A 25,929-nucleotide genomic window follows, 5' to 3' on the forward strand; every position below is an offset into this window, starting at 1 on the left:
TCGGACCGTCAGGCGCCACTGTTTTAATTGGTGTGTGGGCCTATTCAGGCTATCGGCAGGCTTGAGAAATTAATCGGTACATTTCGAAATATTTTTTCACACTTCTGACAGCCGACACTTTCTGGCATCCTGCGCCTCCATTTTCTGACCCGAGCCTGCACTTTGTCTGACGCTCAAGCTCCCCGCCCCCGCTATAAATCCGACCTGATCTACGGCCTGGAAGACCGCCCGCACTTCACCGCGGCGATTTTTGCCGCGCTGCAACATGTGCTGGCCAGCTTCGTCGGCATCATTACGCCCACGCTGATCGTCGGCGGCGTACTCGGCCTGGAAAGCGAGGTGCCCTACCTGGTGAGCATGGCGCTGTTCGTGTCCGGGCTTGGCACCTTTGTGCAGGCGCGCACATTCGGCCCGGTGGGTTCCGGCCTGTTGTGCCTGCAAGGCACCAGTTTTTCGTTTATCAGCGTGATCCTCAGCGCCGGGTTCATGGTCAAGGCGCGCGGCGGTGGCACCGACGAGATTCTCTCGACGATTTTTGGCATCTGTTTTTTTGCCGCGTTTATCGAGGTGGTGCTCAGCCAGTTCATCGGCAAGCTGCGCAAGCTGATTACTCCAGTGGTCACCGGCACCATCATTACCTTGATGGGTTTGTCGCTGATCAAGGTAGCCGTCACCGACATGGCTGGCGGCTTTGGGGCAAGCGACCTGGGTGCAGCGGGCAACATGGGGCTGGCAGCTCTGGTGCTGTTGACCATCGTGGTCCTCAACCGCTTCAGCAACCCGTTCCTGCGCCTGGGCTCGATCGTGATCGGCTTGACCCTGGGTTTTGTCGTTGCCTGGATGATGGGGCGTGTGGATTTGGCCGCCCTGCCCCAGGTGCCGTTGATCAGCGTGCCGGTGCCGTTCAAGTACGGGTTCTCGTTCGATTGGGTGGCGTTTATCCCGGTGGCGGTGATCTTTTTGATTTCGCCGCTGGAGGCTGCCGGAGACCTGACCGCCAACTCGATGATTTCCCAGCAGCCGGTCAAAGGCCCGCTGTACATCAAGCGCATCAAGTCCGGCCTGTTGGCCGACGGCCTCAACTCGGCGATGGCAGCCACGTTCAACAGCCTGCCAATGGTGACCTTCGCCCAGAACAACGGCGTGATCCAGCTTACCGGCGTGGCCAGCCGCTATGTCGCGTACTTTATCGCCGGCCTGCTGGTGCTATTGGGGCTGTTCCCGATGATCGGCGCGGTGCTGCAACTGATGCCCAAACCGGTACTGGGTGGTGCCACGCTGATCATGTTCGGCACCGTGGCCGTGGCCGGGATCAAGATCCTCGCCGAAGCCGGGCTGCACCGACGCAATGTGCTGATCGTGGCGATCTCCCTGGGGATGGGCCTGGGTGTGGCTGCTGTGCCGCAAGTGCTGCGCGACCTGCCCAAGGCGTTGCACAACATCTTTGAATCGCCGATCACCGTGGGCGCGTTCTGTGCAATCCTGCTGAACATTTTCTTGCCGGAGGAGTTCTTAGAGCTGGAAGAGGATGAATTTGATCCGGAGTCCTCTACCCTCAAGGTCATGCAGGATCCGGACGTCACGAAATAGGAGCACCTTTGTTATGCGCAAGCTCATGGTTCTATCGTTACTGCTGCTGACCTTGAGCGCCTGTGCGCTGTTCCCCAATCGCGACCCGGTCAATATCAGTGTGGTGGGTATCGAGCCGCTGCAAAGCCAGGACCTGGAAGTGCGTTTCGCCGTGAAGCTGCGGGTGCAGAACCCCAATGAAACGGCGATCGACTACAGTGGTGTGGCCCTGGACCTGGACGTGAATGGGCGCCCATTGGCGTCCGGCGTGAGCGATCAGGCCGGAAGCATCCCACGCTTTTCCGAGACAGTGCTGATGGTGCCGGTGAGCGTTTCGGCGTTTTCTGTGCTGCGTCAGACCTTGGGTCTCAGCCAGACCCAAAGCCTGAACAACCTGCCTTACACACTGCGCGGCAAACTCGCAGGTGGCCTGTTCGGTACCATGCGCTTTGTGGAACGCGGCACCCTGGACCTGCCCAACACTGCGACCTGGTAACGGCCATGCAACCGACGTTGTTTACTCAAAGACTGATCCTGCACCCATTGACCCTGGAGGATGCCGAGGACACCCAGGCGCAATTCGCGCACTGGGACGTGGTGCGTTACCTGTCTGCCGAGGTGCCCTGGCCGTACCCGGCGGACGGCGCTCGCCGCTACCTGGAACAGGTGGCCTTGCCGGGCATGGCCCGTGGCGACCAATGGCACTGGTCGATCCGCCTCAAACACGCGCCGCAACAGTTGATCGGCAATATCAACTTGACGGACGAGCAAGACGACAACCGAGGGTTCTGGCTGGGCCCGCAATGGCAAGGCCAGGGCTTTATGACTGAAGCCTGTGCGGCGGTGACGGAGTACTGGTTCGATGTGCTTAAACGCCCGCGAATGCGCGTGCCCAAGGCTGCGCCTAACCTGGCGTCGCGGCGGATTTCCGAGCGCACCGGGATGCGCCTGATCCGCACGCAGATGGGTGAGTTTGTAGAAGGTACGTTGCCACGCGACATTTGGGAGATTACCCGCGAAGAGTGGTTGGTATTCAGATCCTCCAAACGCTGAAGATCTGATGTGGGAGCTGGCTTGCCTGCGATGCAGGCACCTCGGTACATCAGGCACACCGAGTTGAGGCCATCGCAGGCAAGCCAGCTCCCACAGTTTTTACCGTGTTTAATCAGTCAGCGTGCGCACGCCCGGCTTGGCGCGTTCATCCACCACCAACTCGAATATGTCCGGCCGCGCGTAATGCCCCACCACATCGTAGTCATAGCGCGCCCGCACCAAATCATCGGTGTTGATCTGCGCGGTCAGCAACCCCTCTTCACCCACCAACGGCCCGGCCAGGATGTCACCCATCGGCCCGACAATCACACTACCACCGGCGATCAACGGACGCTCTGACGGCCAGTTGGCAACCTGCGTGCCCAGCGCCTCGGGCGAAGCCTGCACCTGGCAGGCACTCACCACAAAGCAGCGGCCTTCATGGGCGATGTGGCGCATGCTCACTTGCCACATTTCACGCTCATCGACCGTCGGCGCGCACCACACTTGCACGCCTTTGGCGTACATCGCCGTGCGCAGCAGCGGCATCATGTTTTCCCAGCACACCGCGCCGCCCAAACGCCCAACTTGCGCGTCGATCACCGGCAAGGTCGAGCCATCGCCCGTGCCCCATATCAGCCGCTCAGTGCCGGTGGGCATCAACTTGCGGTGCTTGGCCACCAGGCCGCCGGTGGGTTCGAAATACAGCACGGTGCAATACAGCGTGCTGCCACTGCGTTCGATCACGCCGAGTACCAGGCTGGCGCCGGTGCGTGCGGACAAGCCAGCCAGCGCCTCGGTCTCGGCGCCCGGCACATCGATGGCATTGGCAAAATAGCGTGCAAAGGCTTCGCGCCCCTCCGGCAAGCGGTAGCCCAACTGCGTGCCGAAGGTTTCGCCCTTCGGATAACCGCCGAGCAACGCTTCGGGCATCACCACCAATTGCGCGCCACTGCGCACAATCGCGTCCTCATAGGTAAGGATCTGCGCCAGGGTGTCAGCCTTGCCACCCGGCAAGGATCCGATCTGCAACGCCGCCACGGTAGAAATGGGCATCAGGTTCACTCCAGTTAAAGGGGTTGCCCATTCTCCGGCGAGGGGCAATCATGAATAAAGCCCCCATCAGTGCTAAATGATATGAGCCAAATAAATATCGCCCAGGTCGACTTGAACCTGCTGAAAACCTTCGAAGCCTTGCACGACGAGTCCAGCGCCAGCCGCGCAGCCTTGCGCCTGGGCGTCACGCAATCGGCGATCAGCGCCGGCCTGCGGCGGTTACGTGACGTGTACGGCGACCCACTGTTCGTGCGCACCGGGCGTGGGCTGGCGCCGACCTTGCGTGCCAATCAGTTGAAACCGGTGATCAGCGAGGCCCTGGACCGTTGTCGGCAGAGCCTGGCAATGATCAACCCGGCCAACCCGAACTATCAGGGCCGCTCGGTGGTGCTGGGCTTGTCCGATGACTTCGAGATTGCCCATGGCCGGCGGCTGATGGCAGAAATTGCCCGGCGCGCGCCGAATCTGCGGGTGATTTTCCGCCAGACCCACAGCCAAATCGTCGCAGGCGCCCTGCTCGAGCGCAGCCTGGACCTGGCGATCACCGCCGGCGGCTTTGCCGAGCGCAGGTTGAGCCGGCACGTGCTGGGCGAAGGCGATTACCGCTGCCTGGTCGACCCACACAGCCTGGCGCCGGGCCAAGACGGCATCAGCCTGGAGGAATTCGTGGCACGCGAACATGTACTGGTGTCGTCGGGCGGGTTTATCGGGATTACCGATGAAGGGTTGGCGGCTAAAGGGTTGAGCCGCCAGGTGTGTGCGTCCACCAGTCACTTTGCCGGGCTGCCGTTTTTGCTCAAGGGCAGCGCGGCGGTGGCGACGATTCCCGGGCATGCTGCCGAAGCGATTGCGCAGATGACCGGCTTGCGCGTACTGACTTGCCCACTGGCGTTGCCACGCTACCCGGTGGAGCTGGGTTGGCGTACCCAGGCGCAGTTGGATCCGCTGTTACTCAAAGTGCGTGAAGCGATTGTGGCCAGCTTTACTTAGCGGCGGCCATCAGCTTGTTGACTTCGCTGCGCACCATGTTGGAAAACTCCGGCGGCGACATGCCGTCCAGCTCGGCACGGACCCATTCGGCCCACTTGCCCTTACGCTTGGCACGCTCGCCGAACAAACGCGCAGCTTCGCCCTTGGCCTTACCCAGGTTGGTTTGCCACAGATCGTAAAGGCGTGACTTTTCATCTTCCAGTTCGGCGCGTTCGGCAAGGGTTTTGTTGGCCAGATTGAAGCTCATGTTGAATTACCTGCTGCACAAATAGGTGACATCTTACACTGTAGGTCGAAATATCCTGATCCGGATTTTGCCCGTAAGCCGCTCACGGCAAAAAAACTGCAACTTTTAGCCAAGCCCGACACTCCATTGTTCACTGCCACATTCACTCGCAAGGAGTCACACAATGGCCCGCAAAACTGCCGCCCAAGCTGTCGAAGATCAAATCAAGGATCAAGCTTTCAGTGAACTGACGGCCTTGATCGAAGAGTCGGACAAGCTGCTCAAAAGCAGCGCTTCGCTGGTAGGCGAAGAAGGTGAAACGCTGCGTGAGCAGGTCGCTATCAAGCTCAAGCAAGCACTGGACTCGGTGTCCAACGTGCGTGAACGCAGCAAGCCGGTGGTGGACGCCACCGAAAACTATATCGGTGGCCATCCATGGCAGACCGTGGCCATTTCCGCAGGCTTTGGCCTGGTGGTCGGCCTTTTGTTGGGTCGTCGCGGCTAAACCACAGGGGCTGCGCTGATAGCGCAGCCCCTTTTATCCTTCTGCCAGTGCCTGCAACTGCTTGAGCTCCTGCGCATCAATCTCGATGCCTGTTTCCTGCGACTTCGCCCGTGCGCGATGACGTCGATCCCCCGGCAACCGCCGCAACCCCGCCGCATGCATCTGTCGCACCAGTTCCTGGCTGCGCTCGGCAAAGCCTTGCCCGGCGGTTTTGCCGGGGTCAATTACGATCAGCAATTGGCCGGTCCATGGTGTGCGCGCGCCGGGATGATCGGCCCAATCGAATTCGAACGAAAAATTGCCGCCCGTCAGCGCCGCCGCCAGCAACTCAACCATCATCGACAGCGCTGACCCCTTGTGGCCGCCGAACGGTAACAGCGCGCCGCCTTCAAGAATGGCTTTGGGATCTTGGGTCGGTTGGCCCAAGCTGTCCACGCCCATGCCCGGCGGCAAACGCTCGCCCTTGCGTGCTGCGATCTGCACGTCACCATGGGCAATGGCACTGGTGGCCAGGTCAAACACAATGGGTGGCCCATCGGCGCGCGGCGCGGCAAAAGCAATAGGGTTGGTGCCGAACAGCGGTCGATCCGCGCCATGGGGCACCACGCAGGTCATGCTGTTGACCACGCTGAGCGCTACCAGACCTTCTTCGGCAAAAGGTTCGACATCGGGCCATAAAGCCGCAAAGTGATGGGAGTTTCGAATCGCCAGCAGCGCGATCCCGGCGCTGCGCGCCTTGCGCACTAACAGCGAGCGCGCGGCCTCCAGTGCTGGTTGGGCAAAGCCGTTATCGGCATCCACACGCACAAAGCCTGAGGCCACATCCTCAACCACGGGCACCGCCTTGCCATTGACCCAGCCGCTGTTGAGCGTCGACACATACCCTGGAATGCGAAACACGCCGTGGCTATGCGCGCCGTCACGTTCAGCGCTGGCGCAATTGTGCGCAAGGATCGCCGCCACTTGCGGTGACGTACCGTGCCGCACAAAAACCTGTTGTAGCAGGGCCACTAACTCGGTGAAGCCGATTGCGGTTGAAGCCTTGGCAACTGTCGGAGACTGCGCAGACATTTGAAGCTCCGTTTTTATGATGGCGTTTTTATGATTAGGAGAGGCAACGAATGGACATTCAAGTGTTCGATTAAACACCACGCACTGTGCCTGCTGTCAACTTGCGACGGGCCTCAATAGTTACCCCCGCCCTCCGGTCACGCCTCCCTAGCCTGTCACTCCCCTACTTAACGGAGCAAGCCCATGACCGGCGTAACCCCCGCATATTTTTTTGACGAATTCCTGCTGCCGATTAAAAGAAACGCGCCGACCGACCGTGAGCGCGCGCTGGGGCTGACCGTCAAAGACCTCGATTGGCTGCACACGGTGTACCAAGCCAGCGATGCCGCACGTAACGACCCCGAACGGCAAACCTACCCCATGCGCGTCGAAAGACTGCTGATCAATGTATCGGGCCAGCCGCCTTTTCCACTTGCCGGCGCCTTTCTGATGAGCCCTGCCCCGGACGACGGCAAAGCACTGCTTTACACGCCTTATGGTGGTATTCAGGTGTTTGACGACCACGCCAGCCTGCTGGTCGACGTCGCCGAGCAACTGGCGGATGCGGTGCAGCGTGTCCAATTGTTGAGCTTTCTGTCGATTGCACAGCGCAACGCCTTGCCCGCCAGTACGCCGATAACGCTGACCGCCACCCTTGTCGAAGGCGCCGTCATGCAAGACCAGGAGCAAGCCCTGGAGGCCTGTCAGCAAGACAACGTGCGCGTCGTACTGGAGCAACTGCAGACGACGCCCACGCTGTACGGCATGCTTGACACGCTGCTCAGCATCATGGCGCGCTCGTACTTTCCCAACCTGGATCAACGCGATACACGGGTCGATTTTTTTATCCAGGACCCGGCAGGCGGTCAGCGACGCTGGGTCAATTCCCTGCCATTGAGCGAAGCGTTCCTGCAGTTTTATGTGAGACATGCCTGGCCCCAGGACCAGATCCGTGAATATTTCAACCCGAAACACGTCACCAGCGCCTTCACCCTGGTAGAACGCGAACAAGATCAGCAGTACTGGGAAACCCTGATCAAAGAAACATCCGGCAGCTTGTCAAAACTGCTGGACAGCCTGCTGAAGACTTATTGGAACGAGGACATCGGCAACGAAACCTCACGCCTGAAACTCTTCACCCAGGTCATGGCGGATAAATTTCGCCTGGATGTCTTGCTCAAGCGTCAGGCGCAAATTCTCAACGCCGACGAAAGCCACACCCTTCAGGCATTGTTTCTACCAGACCAAGGCGCCCGCAACGCTCACGCCAACGAACTAAGCGTGGAAAAAGTACGCCTGCATGCGCCCTACCAGCACTATGTGGAACTGGCCAGCACGCTATTGATCAGTGAGAGCCACGCCTACCTGTACACGCAGTCGCGTGGGGTACAAGTACTCAAAGACATGGAAGATCTCAAAGACACGCTATTGAGCATGCTCAAGGCCGCTGGCCACGAAGATGAACTGCTCAATTTCCTGTCGCTGGATGAGCGCGACACCTTTATTGGCCTGGATCAGATTAACATCGCCGCCCAACCCATTGCGGGTGACGTTTTTGCCGGCATGGTCGAAGACATTGCGGGCAAGCAGATCAGTAATATGAACCACGCACTGGACCTTTACCGACGCAGTGATGGCCAGATAAATCTGGATGCGCTGCTCGATTGCGCACTGGACATACGCACGATGCTGGACAGCCGCCTCGCAACGCTGGAAACCGCAGGGCGCTGGACGGCGCACCCGGTCACCAGCGGCAACGACCGGCCATCCACCGTGCGGGCAGAACACGCCAAGGTGCAGCTACGGCGCCTCAGTGCCACTGAAGATGCACTGGCCACGGAGCGCAAACATCAGCCGACATTACGCTCAATGGTCACCCTCGCCCTGAATGCAGAACTGCAATCACAACGCCTGGCGCTCAAGGCCGACGAGGTCTATATCAACACTTATCCCACCCGCGCCCAAGAGCGCGAGGAGCGTCCTTCGTTGACGTCGGTGAGCATGGTTGACCACTTCATTGAACGCCTGGGCGATGAAGCCTCGCGCGTTCCCAACAGTGTCACAACCGGGTTTTACAGCAAGCTCGAGCCGCATCTGGCGCAGAAGTTACCCAGCATGACCCTGAGTACTTTCAACATGATCAATGATCAAGTCTTGAAGGTGTTTGCCAACCACGAGATGCGCCAGCTTCCATTGCTGTTCCTCAGCAACATGAGCAAAAAACAGGCGCACTCGATGCTGCTTGGGTTGCGCAGTGAAGCCGAACTGAGGCTGTTGGGCAAAACACTGCCGCCCAACAGCCAGGCAGTGATTGACACCGTCCTACGCACCGACAGCCTTGCACGCTTGACCCGCCACGGCCTGAACGGCTTTCTTCCGGACGCCTACACCTTGACACTGAACATTGGCACATCCGACACCGCCCATGCGCTTGCCAACCTGTTTGTGCTGACTGAACGCGGAGGCATCGACCCGCAGCGTTCGGGCCAGGCGGTGCTCTGGACGCCTCGGCGCGGGTATGAGGTATTCGCCTCGGTGCAAGCCTTGCGCGAGGAGATGAGTCAGCGCCTGGAGCACCCGATCAAGCGCTTGCCCCTGTTGGAAAACCTGGCTATTTCCTTGCGTGCGCCGCATCAGGCATATGGTCTGGGGCCACTGCAACGCATTGACGACAACTTGCTGGATAATCGTCTGAAAACCTACAGCGATTTCGTCATGGACGGTATCGACCAATTGCTTGCGAGCAAATGGGCCGCTCGCGCCTTGCAAAACCACATTGAAACGGCCTTGGAACACGCCGCGCCGACCAACCTTGCACGGGCCAGGGCGGTGGCGAGTGCCATGACCCATCAACAGGCTCTGCCCGTCTGGCTGGGTTTGGCACCCCCTCAGGATCAGCTTCATCAAGCCGAGCTGCTTGAGCAGTATCACAACAGTGCGCCTGACGAAAAAGACTACCTCAATGGCATCACCGCTATCGGCAAGCATGCGCACACGGCACTTCTGGCGTTGCTCAAGGCACGCTATCCCGAACAGCCACTGAACCCCGATGATGTAATGATCCCGTTGCATCAGGCGCTCGACGTGAATGTCTGCAGCCTGACCGACTTTGCTTTGCGGCATTGGCCCGACCTGGACGCCGAAAACATCCGCCCACGCTCACGCAACGCGACTGCCTTGCCGGCCACATTGGATGCCAGTGCCGTGGTGCAAATGGTGCGCCAACTGGACCTGAACAGCGCTTACCAGAAGTTGTTGCAAAGCCACCTGGACGCTAACACGGATGAAGGCCGTAAACGCCGAGGCCTGTATTGCCGACAGTTACCCTGGCAAACCCTGCAATACGCCCATGAGCAAAGGCTGCAGGAGCGGCTGACGGCGCAGGCACTGAGCCATGTTCAGCAGGTATTCGACATGCCGGACGCACTGGCGCGGGCTGAGCTCGACGGGGCAACGGCAATGTTCAGACCCTTGGAGTTGATTGCCACCGAAGGTGCTTCCCTGGCCAAGGTGCTGGGGATGTACTTGATTGGTCCCACAACCCGCAGCGCTGGGCCGCTGGTGCTGTACGCGCCCTACAGCGAAAACCATACACTCAAGGAGTATGCGAACGAGCAAGCGCTGCTGGATGAATTGACCAAGCCTGGAGAGCTTCAGGACTGGGTGGTGCTGCACCTGGAGGCGACGCATCAGGCAACCTACCGCAATTTGCTGCAAAACAACCGTCATCGCCCCCTCGATATCCGCCTGGCCTCGACCGTCGTCACCGGCAATGCCCTTCACTACCTGTTCGACGACAACACGCAGATATTGCTCAAAATGCTCGCCTGCCAATTCGAGAAAGGCGCGAAATCGCTCTGGGACAGGGTCATCTACCTGCTGCGCGAGGGCATCCCCGCAGCCGCTCAGTTCATGGCAGGAAAACTCGCGTATCCGCTGGCGGTGTGGCGAAGCTACAAAATGTTCAAACGTTCAGCCGATGCATTGCAGTTGCATCAGTGGAAGGCCGGCCTGAAGGATTTCATCATCGGCGTGGCTCATTTGGCCGCCCTGCACAATGAGCTTGAGGGCACCGAAGCCCCGCCGCCTACCGAAACGGAAGTATCACAAGCCAACCTGTCAGACGAAACCCTGCCCGCGGCCCCCCACCTGACGACCCTGGATATCACCGCACCCGCGCGTACCGGGTTGCAGCCTTTCGAAGCTCACGATGTCGCATTGAAGGACCTGGAACAGAGTGCTTCCAGCCATGTGTACATGGACAAGGCGAGCTTGAAAGACTATGTGCCACTGGCAGGCAAGGTGTACGCGGTGAAGAAAACCGCCGAGCGCTGGCGCCTGTCCAAGGATAAGCATGTGGGCGCGTATGTGGGCCGTAATTCACAAGGTAAATGGGTGCTGGACCTCAGCCTGCATAACCCGCGATATGGCAAAGTCATGTCGCGCATGCACACGCGGGCCGGCGAACGGGCAGCGATCAATATCGAGGCGACGGGCATGCGCGAAATTGCCGCACTCTCGAGTTGGAAAGCCCAAGTCATCACAGAAGGGTTAAACGTTGCGATCTATTACACCGTCAATTGCAAACGCAACATCGTTCAGTTTGCAAAACAGCGTGCGCCCGATAGCCGGGCAGGCCGCTTTTTAGGTGAATTATTCGGTGTCGTCAGCCTGACACCTGACCAGTTGAGCAGAGTCGAGAAAATAGTCGACCTGATATTGGATGAATTGAGCGATCCGACCCTGACCAGTGCCGACTCCAAGCGTTTTGTCAGTGGGACCAGCCGTGTCAGTGCAGCGCACCAATACGCGTTTGTCATTCCTGAAGACAGGGAGCGCAAGCTGTACCTGCTCAATCGGTTCTTTGATCCAGGTATGGACAGTTACCAGAACCGTTTGAATTCACCTTTTGACCTCTGCGCCCACGCCAGGGCGAGTACCCTGATTCACGAACTGACGCACTTGAAGCTCGAGACTGAAGACATCGCCTATCTTGACTCGATGCGGCCGTTCACCGACTTGATCAACGCGGCCAAACCGGGCGCCCAGATACTCAAAACAACCCTGGAGGACCTGCAAAGAACCGCGCTCTCCACCATGACGCCCGCGACGATGCTGTTCAAGACCTGGGATGATTACTCGGCGCAATGGGAAGACTATGGGCCTGACACTGCAACGGCTCACGTTAGACAAAAAGTCCTGAACACCACCGGCACCAAGGACCTCAAGGATGCCCGCGACGTCTTCATGAGTAACGCCGACAAACGCATTGACACGATTTTGGCCAATGCCGACTCAGTGACTTACTTGATTACGCACTTGGGTCGTGTTTTGGATCCGGGGGCTTGAGCAGCCCCCGCCAGTCGCGTCAGTCTTTCTGATCGCGCAGAACGTTGCCGGAGGCGCCATCGATACGCGCTTCATACACGATGCCATCGGACTTGCGCCCTTTGACTTCCCAGTAACCGTTGTCATCGGCTTCGGCTTTGTAGACCTCGACATAGCCGGCCTTGGTCTTGGCGGTTTCAATGGCTTTTTCGATGGTGATCCAGCCCGCGCCCGGCTTATCGGCCAGGGCGGCGCCGGCGCTGAGCAGTGCGGTGGTTGCACACAGGGCGACTAAGGTTTTCTTCAGCATATTCGTTCTCCATTGTGGGAATGACGGACTCGTGTCCTGTGTTTTCTGATGTTTCCAAACGAGAATAAGTTCCAATTGATGTGCAATCGCCATGACGGCTGTTCTCGCCATCCGCCTTGGGAGGTTAGAATGTGGGAAATCAGGACGGTTTAATGACTCAACAGCCCCTTTCAGAAGACGACTATGACGCGATCACCGATGCCGCCGCGCATTGGTGCATGCGCCTGCATGCCAGTGATTGCTCGGCGGGCGAGCGTCGGGCTTTTGAACAATGGCACGACGCCCATCCGCTGCATGCCTTTGAGTATGCGGCCATGCTGGAAATCTGGGACGTGGCTGACCACCTGCCACGCAGCGAACCTGCTGCGGTTGTGCTGCCGTTAAAACCGCGCAGCCGCTTGCGCACTTACGCGGTGGCCGCCGCGATATGCCTCGCCGCCCTGCCGCTGGCCGCCTTTACCGGCTGGGAAGCGGGCTGGTTGCCCAGTTCCTATGAGCATTTCGAAGCCGACACGGGCTTGCGCAAAGTCACCCTCGGCGACGGCAGCCTGGTTGAATTGAACCTGGGCACCGAACTGGTCTACAGCCATTACAAGGATGAACGCCGCGTAACCTTGAACAAGGGCGAAGCGTTTTTCAAAGTCACCCATGACCGCCTTCACCCGTTTATCGTCAAGGCGGGCGAAGGCCAGGTTCGGGTGACCGGCACTCAGTTCAACGTCTGGAAATATGAAGACCAGGTGCGGGTGATGTTGCTTGAAGGCTCGGTGCAGATTTCCAGTGACAAGCAGCACGCCAGCGTGCCCCTTACCCCAGGCATGCAGGCCACTTACAACCTGGGCGATGCCACCCCGCAAATCGCTGCGATTAACCCCAATGATTCAACCCTGGCCTGGCGCCAGGGCAAACTGGTACTCGACAACCTGGCCCTGACGGACGCGTTGCCGCTGATCAACCGCTACCTGAACAAACCGGTGATGCTGGCAGATGCCAGTACCGGGGCGATTCGCATCGGCGGCATCTACAACATCAACGAGGTCAACAACCTCGTGCCTTCCCTGCCCAAGGTACTGCCGGTCTACCTGACCCAGAACCAGGACGGCAACACGGTCCTCAATTCCATACCGCGTAAAGCCCCCAAGGGCTGAGTCTGCCAGCCGGCAACGGCGAGTTTGCTCGCGCCCAAGTGTCCATTTTTGAAACACCTCCCTCGCTTGAATCGCCCGCCCGGTGCGCATTCATGGCTTTGTCACGTGCAGTGTTACATCGCTGAGACACCCTTGAGGCGGGGCCGGGCATGCCCCTTGACGGCGACACTGTTTCAACCCTGAAACAGCACCGCCATCACTTTGCCTCGTTTTATCTCCAACCCTCTGAATATAAACAATAAATAAAAAGCGGCACGCGTTCTGCTCTGTTCCTGATAACGCTGTTTAGGGTCAGCGTGAAGAACAAGGAACACTGCCATGGACACACACAATAAGGGCTCACTGAGCCTCCTGCTGATCAGCTGTGCACTGAGTGCCAGCGTGAGCGTTCCAGTGCTCGCGGCCGGTGATGGTGTGATCGTGGTTGAACGCCAGGTTCAACCTTATGCAATCGGTCGCTCACGCGGCCAAGACCCCTACCCCAATACCGTGAATGCCAACCCCTCGGCCCAAGTCAATCGCGCCATGAACCATGAGCTCAGCGATAACGACATTGCCGGTATCAGCAGCGGTTCCAGCATTACGCGCAGCATCATGCCAAACGGTGACATTACCGGTTTGAACTCTCTCGGTGGCGCCAACAACCTCGGCGCAGCGGGAGCAGCCGGCCACGGCAGTAGCGGCAGCGGTATTGCAGGCACGGTCAACGGTGCGATATCCAGTGGGCTCGCCCCTCTGAACAACATCAGCGGCATGGTGGGAGGAGCAATGAAATGAACCACTCCTGGATGCTTCTAGCAGCGCTCGGTTGCACAGCGGCGATGGCCGACAGCAATAACAACGCAACCATTGATAACTCGGGCCAGCAGTACAACGGTGTGGTGACGATCAACCAGGCCGCGGGTGACCAGCAACAACTGAGCAACAACGTCGCTATTGCGGTGGGCCACAATGCCCGGGCGAACATCGCCGTCACGCAAAAAATCAGCGGCGCGCCCACCGACCGCTCCCTGAACGCCAATGCTGCGATCCAGGGCAACTCCTTCAGTAATGGCAACGGTGCACTGAGTGTCAACCAGTCCGCCGGGGCCCAGAACCAGATGATCAATGCCGTGCGCATCAGCGTGAGTGCTGGCCCGCAAAGCATCGACGACAGCGTCATGTCGCAACAAAACGTTGCGCTTGCAACCGACTCAGGGTTGACCCCTACCACTGGCAGCCGCCAGGTCGTTACCAGCGACCAGGCCTTCACCGGCAGCCGTGGAGTGGTTCAGGTCAACCAGAGCGCCGGGGTGGGGAACCGAGTGGCTAACACCCTGAACTTACGACTCAACTGATGGAGCTGAGTCCATAGCTAGACCGTACCAACACTTAACCAACTAATTAGAAGCAAGGAGATACACCATGAAAACTTCAATGGCTCTTAAACCACTGGCTTTTGCTCTCGCTGCGCTCATGGCTGTTGCTGCTCAAGCGGGCGGTTATCACGCGCCTACCACGGCTGCTGCGACCACACAGGACGGTCAGAGCAACCATGGCAACGTGGTACTTAATGACAAAACCAAAAACAACGCCTCGGCCAATGATTCCTACAACAACATCAGTGGCGTGGCCAACGGCAACGTGCTGAGCGGCGACAACAACCAAGGCAAAAACGACGTTGCCATCGTTTCCGGGGATGCGGATTTCGTATTCGCCGCCACCGGTACCGCTCAATCGAACACCGGTAACTTTGTGGCCAACAGCGGCACTAGAAACAACGCTTCCCTTAACGACAGTGGCAACCACGCTTCAGGCGTGATTCAGCTGAACGCCGCATCGGGCACCTCCAACCAAGGCAGCAACAGCGTTGCAATTGCCTCGGGTAATGGCGACAGCGGTGCTGCAGCCGTCACTGGCGTGCAGGATGTGTCGGGCAACCTGACCCTCAACCTGGCCAGCGGCCACGGCTGGGGCAGCACCAAACCGGTGGTCAACAACGCCAGCGTGAACAACTCGATGAACTACAGCTCTGGGGTGTCGAACTCCAACGTTCTGTCGGGCAGCAACAACCAAGGTCAGAACAACGTAGCAATCACTCGCTTCTGATCCAGATCGGGCCTTGGCAACAAGGCCCTTTTTATTTCCAGTGTCCAGCAGGTCATACGATCATGCGCCTCACAGCTGCCCTCCTCTTGTTCGCACTCACCGGCCCGACCTGGGCGGCGCAAATGGCCGTTGTCATGCCAAACGGCGCGGTGGTGTACAAGAAGGTCGAAAGCATCCGCGAGCGCAAATTCGCCAACCTGGTGGAACAAAAAACCGATTTCAGCTGCGGCGCCGCCGCGCTGGCAACCATCCTGCGCCAAGCCTATTGGATGGACGTGGATGAAGACCACGTGATCAAGGGCATGCTGGTCAATGCCGACCAGAACCTGGTGCGCACCCAAGGCTTCTCGATGCTCGACATGAAGCGCTACCTGGAAAGCATCCACATGCGCGCCAAGGGCTACCGGATTACGCCTGAGGTACTCGTCACCGTGAAAGTGCCGGTGGTGGTGTTGCTGGACATTCGTGGCTACAAGCACTTTGTCGTGCTGCAACGGGCCGACAAAGACTGGGTGTATATCGGCGACCCCGTGCTGGGCAACAAGCGCTATGCCAAGAACGATTTCGTCAAGGGCTGGAACGGCATCGTGTTCGCGGTGATCGGTGAGGGTTACGACAAGGCCAACGCCTTGCTCACACCCCGTGCGCCGCTGACGGCCAAGAACCAGTTCAACGAGTTCAGCCCGGTACGCGACAGTGAATTGATGGACTTCGGTTTTATCCAGAGCGACTTCTTCTAGAAGCGCAATAAGGAGCAGGACGCTCCAGGAGCAAACGATGAACACTCGACGCTGGCTGACGGTCATGTGCCTGGCAGCCGCAGCACCTGCCTATGCTTCTTCGGCATTTAAGCCGATCGAGCTCAAGGACGCGGAAATGGCCGAGTTGCGCGGGCGCTATGTGATGCCCGGGCGGATTATCAGCTTTGGCATTGTGATGAGCAGCACCTGGACCAATGCCGCCGGCGCGACCGTGACCGGCACCGCCGACATGCAAGTCAACGCTTCCACCGTCACCCCGCAATTCTACGTGCAAATCACCGGTAACGACGGCACCGGCGTGATCAAACAGCCTGACGGCAAGGGCACCGTCGTCGGCGGTGCCGGCCTCGGCACCGGCCAGGGTGTCACGCAAAGCGTGCGCGCAGCGGGCGATGGCAACACGGCCAACAACGGCGTGGATATCAACGTGACGAAAAACGGCCTGGCGCCCGCCAACTACGTGCAGTCGGGTCAGGCATTGATTGCCGGCCAGCCGATCACCGGAGGCACAGCCGCCGGCCAAGTGACGGTCACGGCTAAAAACGGTGGCCTGCAAATGGCGCTCCAGGCCAATAACAATCAGGGCAATGTGGTGCAGCAAATCGGTGCCGGTAATGTGCTGCAAGGCACGGTTATTCAGGGCAACAGCAACTTCGTGAACAATATGACCCAACTTAATGTGGTCATGGGCAACAACGGTTTGAACAACATCACGCAGAACCTGAACCTGGATCAACTCAAAGGCCTACGCCCCTCCGGTTATTGAACTACGCTGAGCCTCGACACTTACGCATTAGAAAGGGACGGCTTATTTCATGCATCGATCTTTATCGTTACGTGCCGTGATTTGTTTGAGTACGCTCCTACCCGCTTCGGTGCTGTACGCCGCGCCGGATACCGATATCGAAACACTGAAGCAGGAACTGCTGGAGCTCAAGCAGCGTTATGAAGTGCAGCAAAAAGCACTGGCCGTATTGGAGCAACGCGTAAGGCAAGTGGAAGATCAGCCCGCAACACCTACGCCCAAACGCCTGGCCAAGTCGCCTGCCGACTTCCAGAAAGGCGGTACGACAGTGGCCGGCGTCGGCGCGGGCGCAGCGTCCGGCGGTGCAGCCGGTAACAGCTCGTACGGGCAAAGCCTGAAGGACGATTCCGCCCCGGCACAAAGTGTGAGCAACTTGTACAACGAGGCCAGCGGCTTTTTCGGCAATGGCAAGTTCAGCTTTGAAACCGGACTCACCTATGCCCGCTACGACGCGCGCCAATTGTCACTCAACGGCTTTCTGGCGTTGGACTCGATCTTCCTGGGCAATATCAACCTGGACCGGATCAAGTCGGACAGCTGGACCCTGGACCTCACCGGCCGCTACAACCTGGACAACCGTTGGCAGTTCGACCTGAACGTGCCGGTGGTGTATCGCGAAGCGACCTACCAGTCCGGTGGCGCCGGCGGCGATGCCAAGAATACGTCGGAAGCCTCAGTCAGCCGCGACCCAACCATTGGTGATGTCAACTTCGGCATCGCCTATAAATTCCTCGATGAGAGCGCCAGCCTGCCGGATGCGGTGGTGTCGCTGCGGGTCAAGGCACCGACCGGCAAGGAACCCTATGGCATCAAGCTGATCGAGCAAGCCAGCAATAACAACCTCGCCGTGCCGGAAAGCCTGCCGACCGGCAACGGGGTGTGGTCGGTCACGCCAGGTATTTCGCTGGTCAAGACGTTCGACCCCGCCGTGCTGTTCGGCTCGCTTTCCTACACCCATAACTTCGAAGACTCGTTCAGCGATATCAGCCCCAATCTCAATCAGAAGATCCCTGGCAAAGTCAGCCTGGGTGACAGCTTCCAACTCGGTGTCGGGGTGGCCTTCGCGCTCAATGAGAAGATGAGCATGTCGTTCTCGGTGTCTGACCTGGTGCAACGTAAAAGCAAGGTCAAGCAGAGCGGCCAGGACTGGCAATCGGTGGTGTCCAGCGATGCCAACGCCGGGTATTTCAACGTGGGCATGACGATTGCGGCGTCGGATAACCTGACGATCGTACCGAACCTGTCGATTGGGATGACCGATGATGCGCCGGACTTTACGTTCAGCCTGAAATTCCCGTATTACTTTTAGCAGTAGTGGGACGCGGAGCGTCCCAGGCAGCAAGGAAAAGCCCCGCAACGATAAGGGTCGTTGCGAGGCTTTTCGGTTTACCCGCCCTAGCGGATCTGGTGTTTGTGCAGCAACCGGTAGAACGTCGGCCGGGACACGCCCAGCACGCGGGCCGCGATACTCATGTTATCGCTGTGCCGGTTGAGCACATCGCACAACGCCTGGCGTTCAGCGCGGTGCTTGTAATCTTCCAGTGTAGCCATCGGTGGCGCAATTGCCTGCTCGCACTGCAACCCCAGGTCACCGGCTTCGATCTGACGCCCTTCTGCCAATACCAGGCCACGGCGCACGCGGTTCGCCAATTCGCGCACGTTGCCCGGCCACGGGTGTTGGCCCAGGGCAACCAGAGCATCCTCGCTGAAACTGCGCGGCCTGCGCCCGGTTTCCTGGCTGTAGAAACGTGAGAAATGGTTGGCCAGCATCGCAACGTCGCCGTGCCGCTCGCGCAGCGGCGCGGTTACCACCTGCAAGACATTAAGCCGGTAATACAAGTCTTCGCGAAAGGTGCCCTTCTCAACCGCCGCTTCCAGGTCCACGTGTGTCGCCGCCAGCACCCGCACATCCACCGGGATGGGCTGGCTGCCACCGACGCGCTCGATCTGCTTTTCCTGCAGGAAACGCAGCAAGTTGGCTTGCAGTTCCATTGGCAAGTCGCCGATCTCATCGAGAAACAACGTGCCACCGTGGGCCGCTTCGATACGCCCGACCTTGCGCTGATGCGCGCCGGTGAACGCACCTTTTTCATGGCCGAACAGTTCGGACTGGATCAGGTGCTCGGGAATGGCACCGCAGTTGATCGCGACAAAGGGCTTGGCATGACGCTGGGATTGGCGATGCAGGGTCTTGGCCACCAGCTCTTTGCCGGTGCCGCTGTCGCCGCGAATCAGCACCGGCGACTCTGTAGGTGCCAGCTTGGCGAGTAATTTGCGCAGCTCACGAATGGGCCGGCTGTCGCCCAGCAGCTCGTGTTCCTGCGCGTCGATCAGTGTGTGGCCCTTGCCGCGCAAGCGGGCCATGCCGAATGCACGCCCTAGCGTGACCTGCACGCGTGCCACATCAAACGGCAAAGTGTGGAAGTCAAAAAACCATTCACAGACAAAATCACCGACATTTTGCAGGCGTAGTACATCCTGGCTGAGCACCGCGATCCATTCGGTGCCGCTGCGGCTGATCAATTCCTTGACGGCCTCCGGGCGCTCCAGGTGATAGGGCTGCAGGCGCAACAGCCCCACATCGCACGACCTGTCGCCTACGGCGCCGAGCGTGCAGCTGTCCACTTCCCACCCCGCACTGTGCAAACCAGGCAATAGCTGGTGGCAGTCGTCGCACGGGTCGACTACAAGCAAGCGTCGTTGGACAGGTGTAACAACCATGACTATTCCTTGGCGCCAAAATTGTTAAAGTTATTTATAAACAACGGTTTGTGCGGCCTGGCGCTAACACTAGCAAGTTATTGACACAGCCTTTGTATTATTTCGCTATAAGTCTGGGCACAAAGCCATCTCGGCGTCGCTGGGGCCAAAAAATCAGGCGCGACCGCCACACTCAATGCGCTTTCAAAACAGCCGCTTACATGACGCCAATCACGAAAAGTTGAAATTTCTTGATCTAAGATGTGACCCGTACCCTGCCATCGTGCATCAGTACAAGTAACTCACCGTCTGGCTCGCCCAACCGACGGTACTTAAATGACTGGGCATTTAGAGAGAAGACCCACATGAACGCCCCGCTCCGCATCAACGAAGCTCTTTTGATCGCAGACCGTGCCTTCCAGCCCTTTCAGTGCGTGGCCTGGCACGATGGCAACGGCGCCCTCAGCCTGAGCGTCATCGACCGTACCAATACCCGCATCGGCAGCAAACAGCTGTCTTCGAGTACTTATACCGACCCGGCTCAGTTGGAAGAATTGTTGTTGCAGGCACGTGCCGAGCTCGACAAAAACGGCTACCAGTTACAGTCATGGGTTATGCAGAAGTAAGACGCGGCAGTAACTTCCGATCATTGCATAACAATGATCGGAAGTTGAGTATCACAACGTAAGCGGCTTATCGCGGTACGAGAATAAAGCGCTCGATCGCTTCAGCTGCGCCGTCCTCGACATTGCTGCCGGTCACAACACTGGCTTGGCGCTTGACCGTTTCTTCCGCCTGCCCCATCGCAATCGACAAACCCGCCACTGCAAACATCGCCGGGTCATTGCCGCCGTCGCCGATAGCTGCCGTTTGTTCCATGCGCACACCCAGGTGCGCGGCCAAGGTTTTCAAGGCCTCGCCCTTGTTGGCGAGCATGGCCGTAACATCCAGGTACACCGGCTGCGAGCGTGATACCTGCGCCAGGCCCTGCACCTTGGGCTGCAACTGCGCTTCCAGCTCCACCAATAACTGCGTGTTGTTGCTGGCAGCAACGATCTTGTCGACCCGGTCCAGGTACGGCTCAAAACTCTCCACCACCACCGGCCCGTAGCCCAAGCCATCGGCTTCACGCTGCATCATCGGCCCAGGCGGATCACGGCGCAGCCAATCGCCGTCAGCGAACACCCAGACTTCCACATCCGGTTCGGCCGAAAACAGCGCCAGTGTCACCAACGCCGCCTCTGCCGGCAGATGATGGGCAACCAGGATGCTGCCATCCGGGTTGATCAACGTGCCGCCATTAAAACCCGCGACCGGCACATCAATACCGAACGTTTCGATAAGGTGCAGCATGGCCTTGGGCGGCCGCCCACTGGCCAGGCTGAAAAATACCCCCGCGTCACGCAACGCGCGGACAGTATCGGCAGTGCGCTGGCTAAGGCTATGGTCAGGATGCAACAAGGTCCCGTCTACATCACTGAGCACCAACTGGATGGGATGAATCGCTGCATCACTCATCCCAGGCTATGCCAGGTGCGACCATCGCGGGCCAGCAACTCGTCGGCGGCCGCGGGGCCGTCTTCTCCGGCCTTGTAAGCCTGAATCGCGTCATCCTGCTTCCAGGCATCCAGGAACGGCTGCACCGCACGCCAGCCATTTTCGATGTTGTCGGCGCGCTGGAACAAGGTCTGGTCGCCGGTCATGCAGTCGTAGATCAGGGTTTCATACCCGGTCGACGGCTGCATTTCGAAGAAGTCCTTGTAGTCGAAACCCAACTCGATATTGGCCATTTCCAGGGCCGGCCCGGGTTTTTTGGCCAACAGGTCGAACCACATACCTTCGTTTGGCTGGATCTGGATTTTAAGGTAGGTGGGCTTAAGCTCATCCACATCCGTGTCGCGGAACTGCGCATACGGCGCGTGCTTGAAGCAGATCACGATTTCGGTGTCACGGATGCTCATGCGCTTGCCAGTACGCAGGTAGAACGGCACGCCGACCCAACGCCAGTTGTCGATCATCACCTTGAGGGCGACAAACGTCTCAGTGCTGCTATCAGGCGCAACGTTGGCTTCTTCACGATAACCGGGCAACGACTTGCCGCCGATTTCGCCAGCGCTGTATTGGCCGCGTACCGAGTTGGCGCGCGCATCTTCCAACGACCACGGGCGGATCGCACCCACTACCTTGGCCTTTTCACCGCGCACCGCATCAGCGCCAAACGCCGCCGGCGGCTCCATGGCGACCATCGCCAGGAGCTGGAACAGGTGGTTGGGGACCATGTCGCGCAGGGTGCCGGTTTTCTCGAAGAAGTTACCCCGCGTTTCGACGCCCACGGTTTCCGCCGCAGTGATTTGCACGTGGTCGATGTAATGGTTGTTCCAGAACGCTTCGAACAGCACGTTGGAGAAACGGCTGATCAGGATGTTCTGCACCGTCTCCTTGCCCAGGTAATGGTCGATGCGATAGATCTGCTTCTCGCTCATCACCTTGAGCAGGCACGCGTTCAGCGCTTCGGCGGTGGCAAGGTCCGACCCGAAGGGTTTTTCGATCACCACACGACGGAAACCATCATCGGTTTCGTTGAGCAAGCCGGCACTGCCCAGGCGCTGCGCCACTTCACCGAAGAAGCGCGGTGCAGTCGCCAGGTAGAACACCGCGTTACCGGTGCCGCTGTCGGCGATCTTCTTGCCGATGTCGGCGTAGGTGCTGTCGTCGAGGAAATCGCCCTCGACGTAGCTGATGCCTTTGGCCAACTGCGCCCACAACGCGGGGTCCAGGGCGTTTTCGGCATTGCCCCGGACTTTGCTCGCGGCCTCGGTGCGAATGAAGTCCTCGAGTTTCTTGGCGAAGTCGGCGTCACTGATGGCGTTGTGATCAACGCCGACAATGCGCAGGCCGTCGCCCAGCAACCCGTCGCGACTCAGGTTGTACAGCGCCGGCATGAGCAGGCGCTTGACCAGGTCGCCATGGGCGCCAAACAGAAACAAGGTAGTGGGTGGAGCGGGTTCGGCCTTGGGTTTCTTGCCGTTAGCGGTCATTTTTTGGAAGTCTCCACATGGCCACCAAAGCCGAAGCGCATGGCAGACAGCATTTTGTCACCGTAGGTGCTCTGCTGACGGGAACGGAAACGGGCGAACAACGAGGTGGACAGCACCGGTACCGGCACGGCTTGCTCCATGGCGGCTTCGATGGTCCAGCGGCCTTCGCCACTGTCGGCCACGGAACCGGAGTAGCCATCGAGTTTCGGGTCGGTGGCCAACGCGTCGGCGGTCAGGTCCAGCAACCAGGACGAGACCACGCTGCCACGGCGCCAGACTTCGGCGATATCGGCAACATTGAGGTCGAAGCGCTCGTGCTCCGGCAGGTTCTCCGAGTTTTTGGTCTTGAGGATGTCGAAGCCTTCAGCAAAGGCCTGCATCATCCCGTACTCGATGCCGTTGTGGATCATCTTCACGAAGTGCCCGGAACCGGCTGGGCCTGCATGGATGTAACCGTGTTCGGCACGGCTGTCGGCAGAGGCCGAACGGTCCTTGGTGCGCGGGATGCTGCCCAGGCCCGGTGCCAGGCTGGCGAAAATCGGGTCGAGGCGCTGCACGGTCTCGACGTCGCCGCCGATCATCATGCAGTAACCGCGCTCCAGGCCCCAGACGCCGCCGGAGGTGCCGACGTCAACGTAATGCAGGCCTTTTTCCGACAAGGCCTTGGCTCGGCGAATGTCATCTTTGTACATGGTGTTGCCGCCATCGATGATCACGTCACCGTCTTCGAGCAACTCACTGAGCGTATTAATGGTGTCTTCGGTGGGCGCGCCTGCCGGCAACATCACCCACACAGCGCGCGGCTTTTGCAGCCCGGCTACCAGGGCCTTCAGGTCGGCGACGCCGGTGGCGCCCTCCTCGCTCAAGCCTTTGACGAATGCTTCGTTACGGTCGTAAACAACGGTGGTATGCCCATTGAGCATCAGGCGCCGCGCAATGTTACCGCCCATGCGGCCTAGTCCGATAATCCCCAGTTGCATGTGCTGATGCTCCTAACTACTAAATAAATGTGTGACATAGTTTATAGCGCAATGAGGCTAATGAGGGTTAGTCCAGAGCGGATCGGTGTAGTTTCATGACAAAAAAACGCCATCGTTTCAGCATCACCGCTGAAAAAGTCACAGCGACCACCAAAAATAAAAAAGTTCCATTGCCCCGAAAAAGAATTCAGAATTGCTTTCGACTGTTGCCGAGAACCTCGATTGACGCGTTCCGGCACCGCGATCTACCGGCTATTTGCGAGGTAAGCAATGAGCACAGCACAGATGACCCGACCGCCACAGACCCTCTACGTGAGCGTGCGTCGCGATGAATTGCGCCAATTAAAAGAAGAACGCGATCAACTGCAGCAGGAGGTTCTGCGTCTGCGCGCACACCTTCAAGCACAGGTCAATCAGGCATCCGGCACCCAGCCTGCGCTTTGCTGAACCTGAGCTGAACAAAGCCTTCAGAAATAACTCACGAAGTTTTCACATCCTCCTCCCGATACTCCCGCCGAATAGGGCCACGCACACGCGGCGGCCCACTGTCGCGCGCATTCCTGCGCAGCGACTGAGCAATTATCGGGTTGGAGTACTGGATGGCGATGTTCAAACGCAGCACCAAGTCTGCGAAAGGCTTTGATTGGGCCGGTCTTGGCTGGTTGTTCCTGTTTTTCTGGTATTTCTCGGGTATTACCCAACTCCTGATCCAGCTGACCGGCACCTCCGGTTTCAGTGGTTTTCGCCAAGCCTTCTTCCTGAGCGCGTTCTGGCTCGCGCCGATGCTGCTGTTCCCAAAGCGCACGCGCTTGCTCGCGGGCTTGATCGGCGTGGTGCTGTGGGCGTGCTCGATGGCCAGCCTGGGTTATTTCTTCATTTACCAGCAGGAATTCTCGCAAAGCGTCATCTTCATCATGTTCGAGTCGAACATCTCTGAAGCCGGCGAATACGCGACCCAGTACTTCGCCTGGTGGATCGTGCTGGCATTCATCGCCCATACCGCAGTAGCCGTATTCCTGTGGACCCGCCTGCGCCCGGTTTACCTGCCGCGTGGCCAGGCGCTGCTGGCAGCCACCGCCATTGTGCTGGCCGTGATCGGTTACCCGCTGGTCAAGCAGATTGCAACCAACCCGACCATGGAACTGGCCATCGACGGTTTCGAAAGCCGTGTCGAACCGGCCGTGCCATGGCAGATGATCGTTGCCTACCGTCGCTACACCGAACAGCTCAACAGCATGCAGGGCATGCTCACCAGCGCCAGCAAGATCCCGCCCTTGAAGAACCTCAAGGACACCATGGCCGACCAGCCGTCGACCCTGGTGCTGGTAATCGGCGAATCCACCAACCGTCAGCGCATGAGCCTCTATGGCTACCCGCGCAACACCACGCCGGAACTGGACAAGCTGCGCGACCAATTGGCGGTGTTCGACAACGTCATTACTCCGCGGCCCTACACCATCGAAGCACTGCAGCAGGTGCTGACGTTTGCCGACGAAGAGAACCCGGACCTGTACCTGAAGACGCCCTCGATCGTCAGCGTGATGAAACAGGCCGGCTACAAGACCTACTGGATCACCAACCAGCAGACCATGACCAAGCGCAACACCATGCTCACGACCTTTTCCGAGCAGGCTGACGAGCAGGTGTACCTCAACAACAACCGCAACCAGAACGCCCGCCAATACGACGGCGACGTGCTGGCACCGTTCGCCAAGGCCCTGGCCGACCCCGCCGAGCGCAAGTTCATCGTGGTGCACCTGCTGGGCACTCACATGAGCTACCAGTACCGTTACCCGCCAACCTTCGACAAGTTCACCGATCGCCAGGGCGTACCGGCCGGCATCAGCGATGATCAGTTGCCGACCTACAACAGCTACGACAATGCGGTGCTGTACAACGATTTCGTGGTGTCGAGCCTGATCAAGGATTACGCCAAGACCGGCCCGAACGGCTTCCTGCTGTACCTCTCGGACCACGGCGAAGATGTGTTCGACTCGGCCGGCCACAGTACCCTGGGCCGTAACGAAGGCAAACCGACGGCGCCGATGTACACCATCCCGTTCATGGCCTACGCCTCGCCGAAATGGCGCGAAACCCATGACTGGAGCTTTGCCAGCGATTTGCAGCGGCCTTACAGCAGCTCGCAGTTGATCCACACCTGGGCCGACCTGGCCGGGCTGAGCTTCGATGAATGGGACCGCAGCAAGAGCCTGGTGAACGACAGCTTCAAGCCACGCCCGTTGCTGATTGGTGACCCTTACATCGGCCAGAAAAAGGGTTTGATTGATTTCAGTCTGATCAAACCGAAGAAGTCAGACGCCTCCGAAGTGGTTGCTAAATAGC

24 protein-coding genes are annotated in these 25,929 nt (G+C 58.9%); 16 read left to right on the forward strand and 8 right to left on the reverse strand.

What is annotated here, in order from left to right:
• Window positions 1-162: 162 nt before the first annotated feature.
• Genes HBO41_RS11715 through HBO41_RS11725 form a run of 3 tightly spaced genes read left to right on the forward strand, consistent with a single transcriptional unit; the run spans window position 163 to window position 2,622 of the window.
• Window positions 163-1,590, forward strand: a complete 1,428-nt coding sequence (locus HBO41_RS11715; protein ID WP_017138142.1) for a nucleobase:cation symporter-2 family protein — start codon at window positions 163-165, stop codon at window positions 1,588-1,590.
• 13 nt (window positions 1,591-1,603) lie between these two features.
• Window positions 1,604-2,065, forward strand: a complete 462-nt coding sequence (locus HBO41_RS11720) for an LEA type 2 family protein (RefSeq protein WP_017138141.1) — start codon at window positions 1,604-1,606, stop codon at window positions 2,063-2,065.
• 5 nt (window positions 2,066-2,070) lie between these two features.
• Entirely contained in the window at window positions 2,071-2,622 is a 552-nt protein-coding gene (locus HBO41_RS11725; RefSeq protein WP_138454087.1) for a GNAT family N-acetyltransferase, read from the forward strand.
• A gap of 108 nt (window positions 2,623-2,730) precedes the next feature.
• Here the strand turns inward: HBO41_RS11725 and HBO41_RS11730 are convergent, their stop codons facing one another.
• Window positions 2,731-3,657 (reverse strand): carbon-nitrogen hydrolase family protein, encoded by a 927-nt coding sequence (locus HBO41_RS11730; RefSeq protein WP_138453733.1) that lies wholly within the window; start codon window positions 3,655-3,657, stop codon window positions 2,731-2,733.
• Between the two features lie 81 nt (window positions 3,658-3,738).
• Here HBO41_RS11730 and HBO41_RS11735 point away from each other — a divergent pair, with 81 nt between their 5' ends.
• Window positions 3,739-4,647, forward strand: coding sequence for a LysR family transcriptional regulator (locus tag HBO41_RS11735; protein ID WP_138453732.1), 909 nt, complete (start codon window positions 3,739-3,741; stop codon window positions 4,645-4,647).
• Here HBO41_RS11735 and HBO41_RS11740 read toward each other — a convergent pair.
• Complete coding sequence (locus HBO41_RS11740; protein WP_003190904.1) at window positions 4,640-4,894, reverse strand: hypothetical protein; 255 nt, start codon at window positions 4,892-4,894, stop codon at window positions 4,640-4,642. The two genes, HBO41_RS11735 and HBO41_RS11740, sit on opposite strands and share 8 nt — an antisense overlap.
• A gap of 163 nt (window positions 4,895-5,057) precedes the next feature.
• Here HBO41_RS11740 and HBO41_RS11745 point away from each other — a divergent pair, with 163 nt between their 5' ends.
• Complete coding sequence (locus tag HBO41_RS11745) at window positions 5,058-5,378, forward strand: YqjD family protein (RefSeq protein WP_017138137.1); 321 nt, start codon at window positions 5,058-5,060, stop codon at window positions 5,376-5,378.
• A 33-nt stretch (window positions 5,379-5,411) separates the two neighbouring features.
• On the opposite strand, the gene HBO41_RS11750 is transcribed toward HBO41_RS11745, so the two are convergent.
• Window positions 5,412-6,449, reverse strand: coding sequence for an Ldh family oxidoreductase (locus HBO41_RS11750; RefSeq protein WP_017138136.1), 1,038 nt, complete (start codon window positions 6,447-6,449; stop codon window positions 5,412-5,414).
• A 183-nt stretch (window positions 6,450-6,632) separates the two neighbouring features.
• On the opposite strand from HBO41_RS11750, the gene HBO41_RS11755 reads away from it, so the two are divergent.
• On the forward strand, window positions 6,633-11,777 hold the full coding sequence (locus HBO41_RS11755) for a dermonecrotic toxin domain-containing protein (protein WP_169986345.1): 5,145 nt from the start codon (window positions 6,633-6,635) through the stop codon (window positions 11,775-11,777).
• Between the two features lie 19 nt (window positions 11,778-11,796).
• Here HBO41_RS11755 and HBO41_RS11760 read toward each other — a convergent pair whose 3' ends face one another.
• Window positions 11,797-12,066 (reverse strand): PepSY domain-containing protein, encoded by a 270-nt coding sequence (locus tag HBO41_RS11760; RefSeq protein ID WP_017138134.1) that lies wholly within the window; start codon window positions 12,064-12,066, stop codon window positions 11,797-11,799.
• A 152-nt stretch (window positions 12,067-12,218) separates the two neighbouring features.
• Here HBO41_RS11760 and HBO41_RS11765 point away from each other — a divergent pair, with 152 nt between their 5' ends.
• From HBO41_RS11765 to HBO41_RS11795, 7 genes are all read left to right on the forward strand, one after another.
• Entirely contained in the window at window positions 12,219-13,214 is a 996-nt protein-coding gene (locus tag HBO41_RS11765) for a FecR family protein (RefSeq protein ID WP_017138133.1), read from the forward strand.
• Window positions 13,215-13,532: 318 nt separating this feature from the next.
• Complete coding sequence (locus HBO41_RS11770) at window positions 13,533-13,991, forward strand: hypothetical protein (RefSeq protein WP_017138131.1); 459 nt, start codon at window positions 13,533-13,535, stop codon at window positions 13,989-13,991.
• Complete coding sequence (locus HBO41_RS11775) at window positions 13,988-14,551, forward strand: hypothetical protein (protein WP_017138130.1); 564 nt, start codon at window positions 13,988-13,990, stop codon at window positions 14,549-14,551. Before HBO41_RS11770 ends, HBO41_RS11775 begins: the two co-directional genes overlap by 4 nt.
• A gap of 67 nt (window positions 14,552-14,618) precedes the next feature.
• A complete protein-coding gene (locus tag HBO41_RS11780; protein ID WP_017138129.1) occupies window positions 14,619-15,302 on the forward strand; it encodes a hypothetical protein in 684 nt (227 codons plus the stop codon).
• Window positions 15,303-15,364: 62 nt separating this feature from the next.
• On the forward strand, window positions 15,365-16,042 hold the full coding sequence (locus HBO41_RS11785) for a C39 family peptidase (RefSeq protein WP_017138128.1): 678 nt from the start codon (window positions 15,365-15,367) through the stop codon (window positions 16,040-16,042).
• Between the two features lie 37 nt (window positions 16,043-16,079).
• On the forward strand, window positions 16,080-16,829 hold the full coding sequence (locus HBO41_RS11790) for a hypothetical protein (RefSeq protein ID WP_099549305.1): 750 nt from the start codon (window positions 16,080-16,082) through the stop codon (window positions 16,827-16,829).
• A gap of 49 nt (window positions 16,830-16,878) precedes the next feature.
• Complete coding sequence (locus HBO41_RS11795; RefSeq protein ID WP_099549304.1) at window positions 16,879-18,177, forward strand: transporter; 1,299 nt, start codon at window positions 16,879-16,881, stop codon at window positions 18,175-18,177.
• A gap of 86 nt (window positions 18,178-18,263) precedes the next feature.
• On the opposite strand, the gene HBO41_RS11800 is transcribed toward HBO41_RS11795, so the two are convergent.
• Window positions 18,264-19,589, reverse strand: a complete 1,326-nt coding sequence (locus HBO41_RS11800; protein WP_099549303.1) for a sigma-54 dependent transcriptional regulator — start codon at window positions 19,587-19,589, stop codon at window positions 18,264-18,266.
• A 344-nt stretch (window positions 19,590-19,933) separates the two neighbouring features.
• On the opposite strand from HBO41_RS11800, the gene HBO41_RS11805 reads away from it, so the two are divergent.
• Entirely contained in the window at window positions 19,934-20,194 is a 261-nt protein-coding gene (locus HBO41_RS11805) for a hypothetical protein (protein WP_017138124.1), read from the forward strand.
• 67 nt (window positions 20,195-20,261) lie between these two features.
• Here HBO41_RS11805 and HBO41_RS11810 read toward each other — a convergent pair whose 3' ends face one another.
• The 3 genes from HBO41_RS11810 to gnd are packed head-to-tail and all read right to left on the reverse strand — an operon-like array spanning window position 20,262 to window position 23,586.
• Complete coding sequence (locus HBO41_RS11810; RefSeq protein ID WP_099549302.1) at window positions 20,262-21,086, reverse strand: HAD family hydrolase; 825 nt, start codon at window positions 21,084-21,086, stop codon at window positions 20,262-20,264.
• Window positions 21,083-22,606 (reverse strand): glucose-6-phosphate dehydrogenase, encoded by a 1,524-nt coding sequence (gene zwf / locus HBO41_RS11815; RefSeq protein ID WP_017138122.1) that lies wholly within the window; start codon window positions 22,604-22,606, stop codon window positions 21,083-21,085. The genes HBO41_RS11810 and zwf overlap by 4 nt, the downstream gene beginning before the upstream one ends.
• On the reverse strand, window positions 22,603-23,586 hold the full coding sequence (gnd, locus tag HBO41_RS11820) for a phosphogluconate dehydrogenase (NAD(+)-dependent, decarboxylating) (protein ID WP_017138121.1): 984 nt from the start codon (window positions 23,584-23,586) through the stop codon (window positions 22,603-22,605). The genes zwf and gnd overlap by 4 nt, the downstream gene beginning before the upstream one ends.
• A gap of 270 nt (window positions 23,587-23,856) precedes the next feature.
• On the opposite strand from gnd, the gene HBO41_RS11825 reads away from it, so the two are divergent.
• Both HBO41_RS11825 and HBO41_RS11830 read left to right on the forward strand, forming a co-directional pair.
• The gene (locus HBO41_RS11825) at window positions 23,857-24,033 is read left to right on the forward strand and encodes a DUF6026 family protein (protein WP_256349299.1); all 177 of its coding nucleotides are present in this window, start codon (window positions 23,857-23,859) and stop codon (window positions 24,031-24,033) included.
• A gap of 152 nt (window positions 24,034-24,185) precedes the next feature.
• On the forward strand, window positions 24,186-25,928 hold the full coding sequence (locus tag HBO41_RS11830) for a phosphoethanolamine transferase CptA (RefSeq protein WP_169986347.1): 1,743 nt from the start codon (window positions 24,186-24,188) through the stop codon (window positions 25,926-25,928).
• The last annotated feature ends 1 nt before the right edge of the window (window position 25,929 follow it).

This window comes from Pseudomonas sp. WS 5146 (assembly GCF_012985495.1).
Taxonomy (GTDB): domain Bacteria; phylum Pseudomonadota; class Gammaproteobacteria; order Pseudomonadales; family Pseudomonadaceae; genus Aquipseudomonas; species Aquipseudomonas edaphica.

Coding starts and splice junctions, on each gene's coding strand:
- HBO41_RS11720 (WP_017138141.1), top strand. CDS start 1,604: ATGCGCAAGCTCATGGTTCTATCGTTACTGCTGCTGACCTTGAGCGCC.
- HBO41_RS11725 (WP_138454087.1), top strand. CDS start 2,071: ATGCAACCGACGTTGTTTACTCAAAGACTGATCCTGCACCCATTGACC.
- HBO41_RS11730 (WP_138453733.1), bottom strand. CDS start 3,657: ATGCCCATTTCTACCGTGGCGGCGTTGCAGATCGGATCCTTGCCGGGT.
- HBO41_RS11735 (WP_138453732.1), top strand. CDS start 3,739: ATGAGCCAAATAAATATCGCCCAGGTCGACTTGAACCTGCTGAAAACC.
- HBO41_RS11740 (WP_003190904.1), bottom strand. CDS start 4,894: ATGAGCTTCAATCTGGCCAACAAAACCCTTGCCGAACGCGCCGAACTG.
- HBO41_RS11745 (WP_017138137.1), top strand. CDS start 5,058: ATGGCCCGCAAAACTGCCGCCCAAGCTGTCGAAGATCAAATCAAGGAT.
- HBO41_RS11750 (WP_017138136.1), bottom strand. CDS start 6,449: ATGTCTGCGCAGTCTCCGACAGTTGCCAAGGCTTCAACCGCAATCGGC.
- HBO41_RS11755 (WP_169986345.1), top strand. CDS start 6,633: ATGACCGGCGTAACCCCCGCATATTTTTTTGACGAATTCCTGCTGCCG.
- HBO41_RS11760 (WP_017138134.1), bottom strand. CDS start 12,066: ATGCTGAAGAAAACCTTAGTCGCCCTGTGTGCAACCACCGCACTGCTC.
- HBO41_RS11765 (WP_017138133.1), top strand. CDS start 12,219: ATGACTCAACAGCCCCTTTCAGAAGACGACTATGACGCGATCACCGAT.
- HBO41_RS11770 (WP_017138131.1), top strand. CDS start 13,533: ATGGACACACACAATAAGGGCTCACTGAGCCTCCTGCTGATCAGCTGT.
- HBO41_RS11775 (WP_017138130.1), top strand. CDS start 13,988: ATGAACCACTCCTGGATGCTTCTAGCAGCGCTCGGTTGCACAGCGGCG.
- HBO41_RS11780 (WP_017138129.1), top strand. CDS start 14,619: ATGAAAACTTCAATGGCTCTTAAACCACTGGCTTTTGCTCTCGCTGCG.
- HBO41_RS11785 (WP_017138128.1), top strand. CDS start 15,365: ATGCGCCTCACAGCTGCCCTCCTCTTGTTCGCACTCACCGGCCCGACC.
- HBO41_RS11790 (WP_099549305.1), top strand. CDS start 16,080: ATGAACACTCGACGCTGGCTGACGGTCATGTGCCTGGCAGCCGCAGCA.
- HBO41_RS11795 (WP_099549304.1), top strand. CDS start 16,879: ATGCATCGATCTTTATCGTTACGTGCCGTGATTTGTTTGAGTACGCTC.
- HBO41_RS11800 (WP_099549303.1), bottom strand. CDS start 19,589: ATGGTTGTTACACCTGTCCAACGACGCTTGCTTGTAGTCGACCCGTGC.
- HBO41_RS11805 (WP_017138124.1), top strand. CDS start 19,934: ATGAACGCCCCGCTCCGCATCAACGAAGCTCTTTTGATCGCAGACCGT.
- HBO41_RS11810 (WP_099549302.1), bottom strand. CDS start 21,086: ATGAGTGATGCAGCGATTCATCCCATCCAGTTGGTGCTCAGTGATGTA.
- zwf (WP_017138122.1), bottom strand. CDS start 22,606: ATGACCGCTAACGGCAAGAAACCCAAGGCCGAACCCGCTCCACCCACT.
- gnd (WP_017138121.1), bottom strand. CDS start 23,586: ATGCAACTGGGGATTATCGGACTAGGCCGCATGGGCGGTAACATTGCG.
- HBO41_RS11825 (WP_256349299.1), top strand. CDS start 23,857: ATGAGCACAGCACAGATGACCCGACCGCCACAGACCCTCTACGTGAGC.
- HBO41_RS11830 (WP_169986347.1), top strand. CDS start 24,186: ATGGCGATGTTCAAACGCAGCACCAAGTCTGCGAAAGGCTTTGATTGG.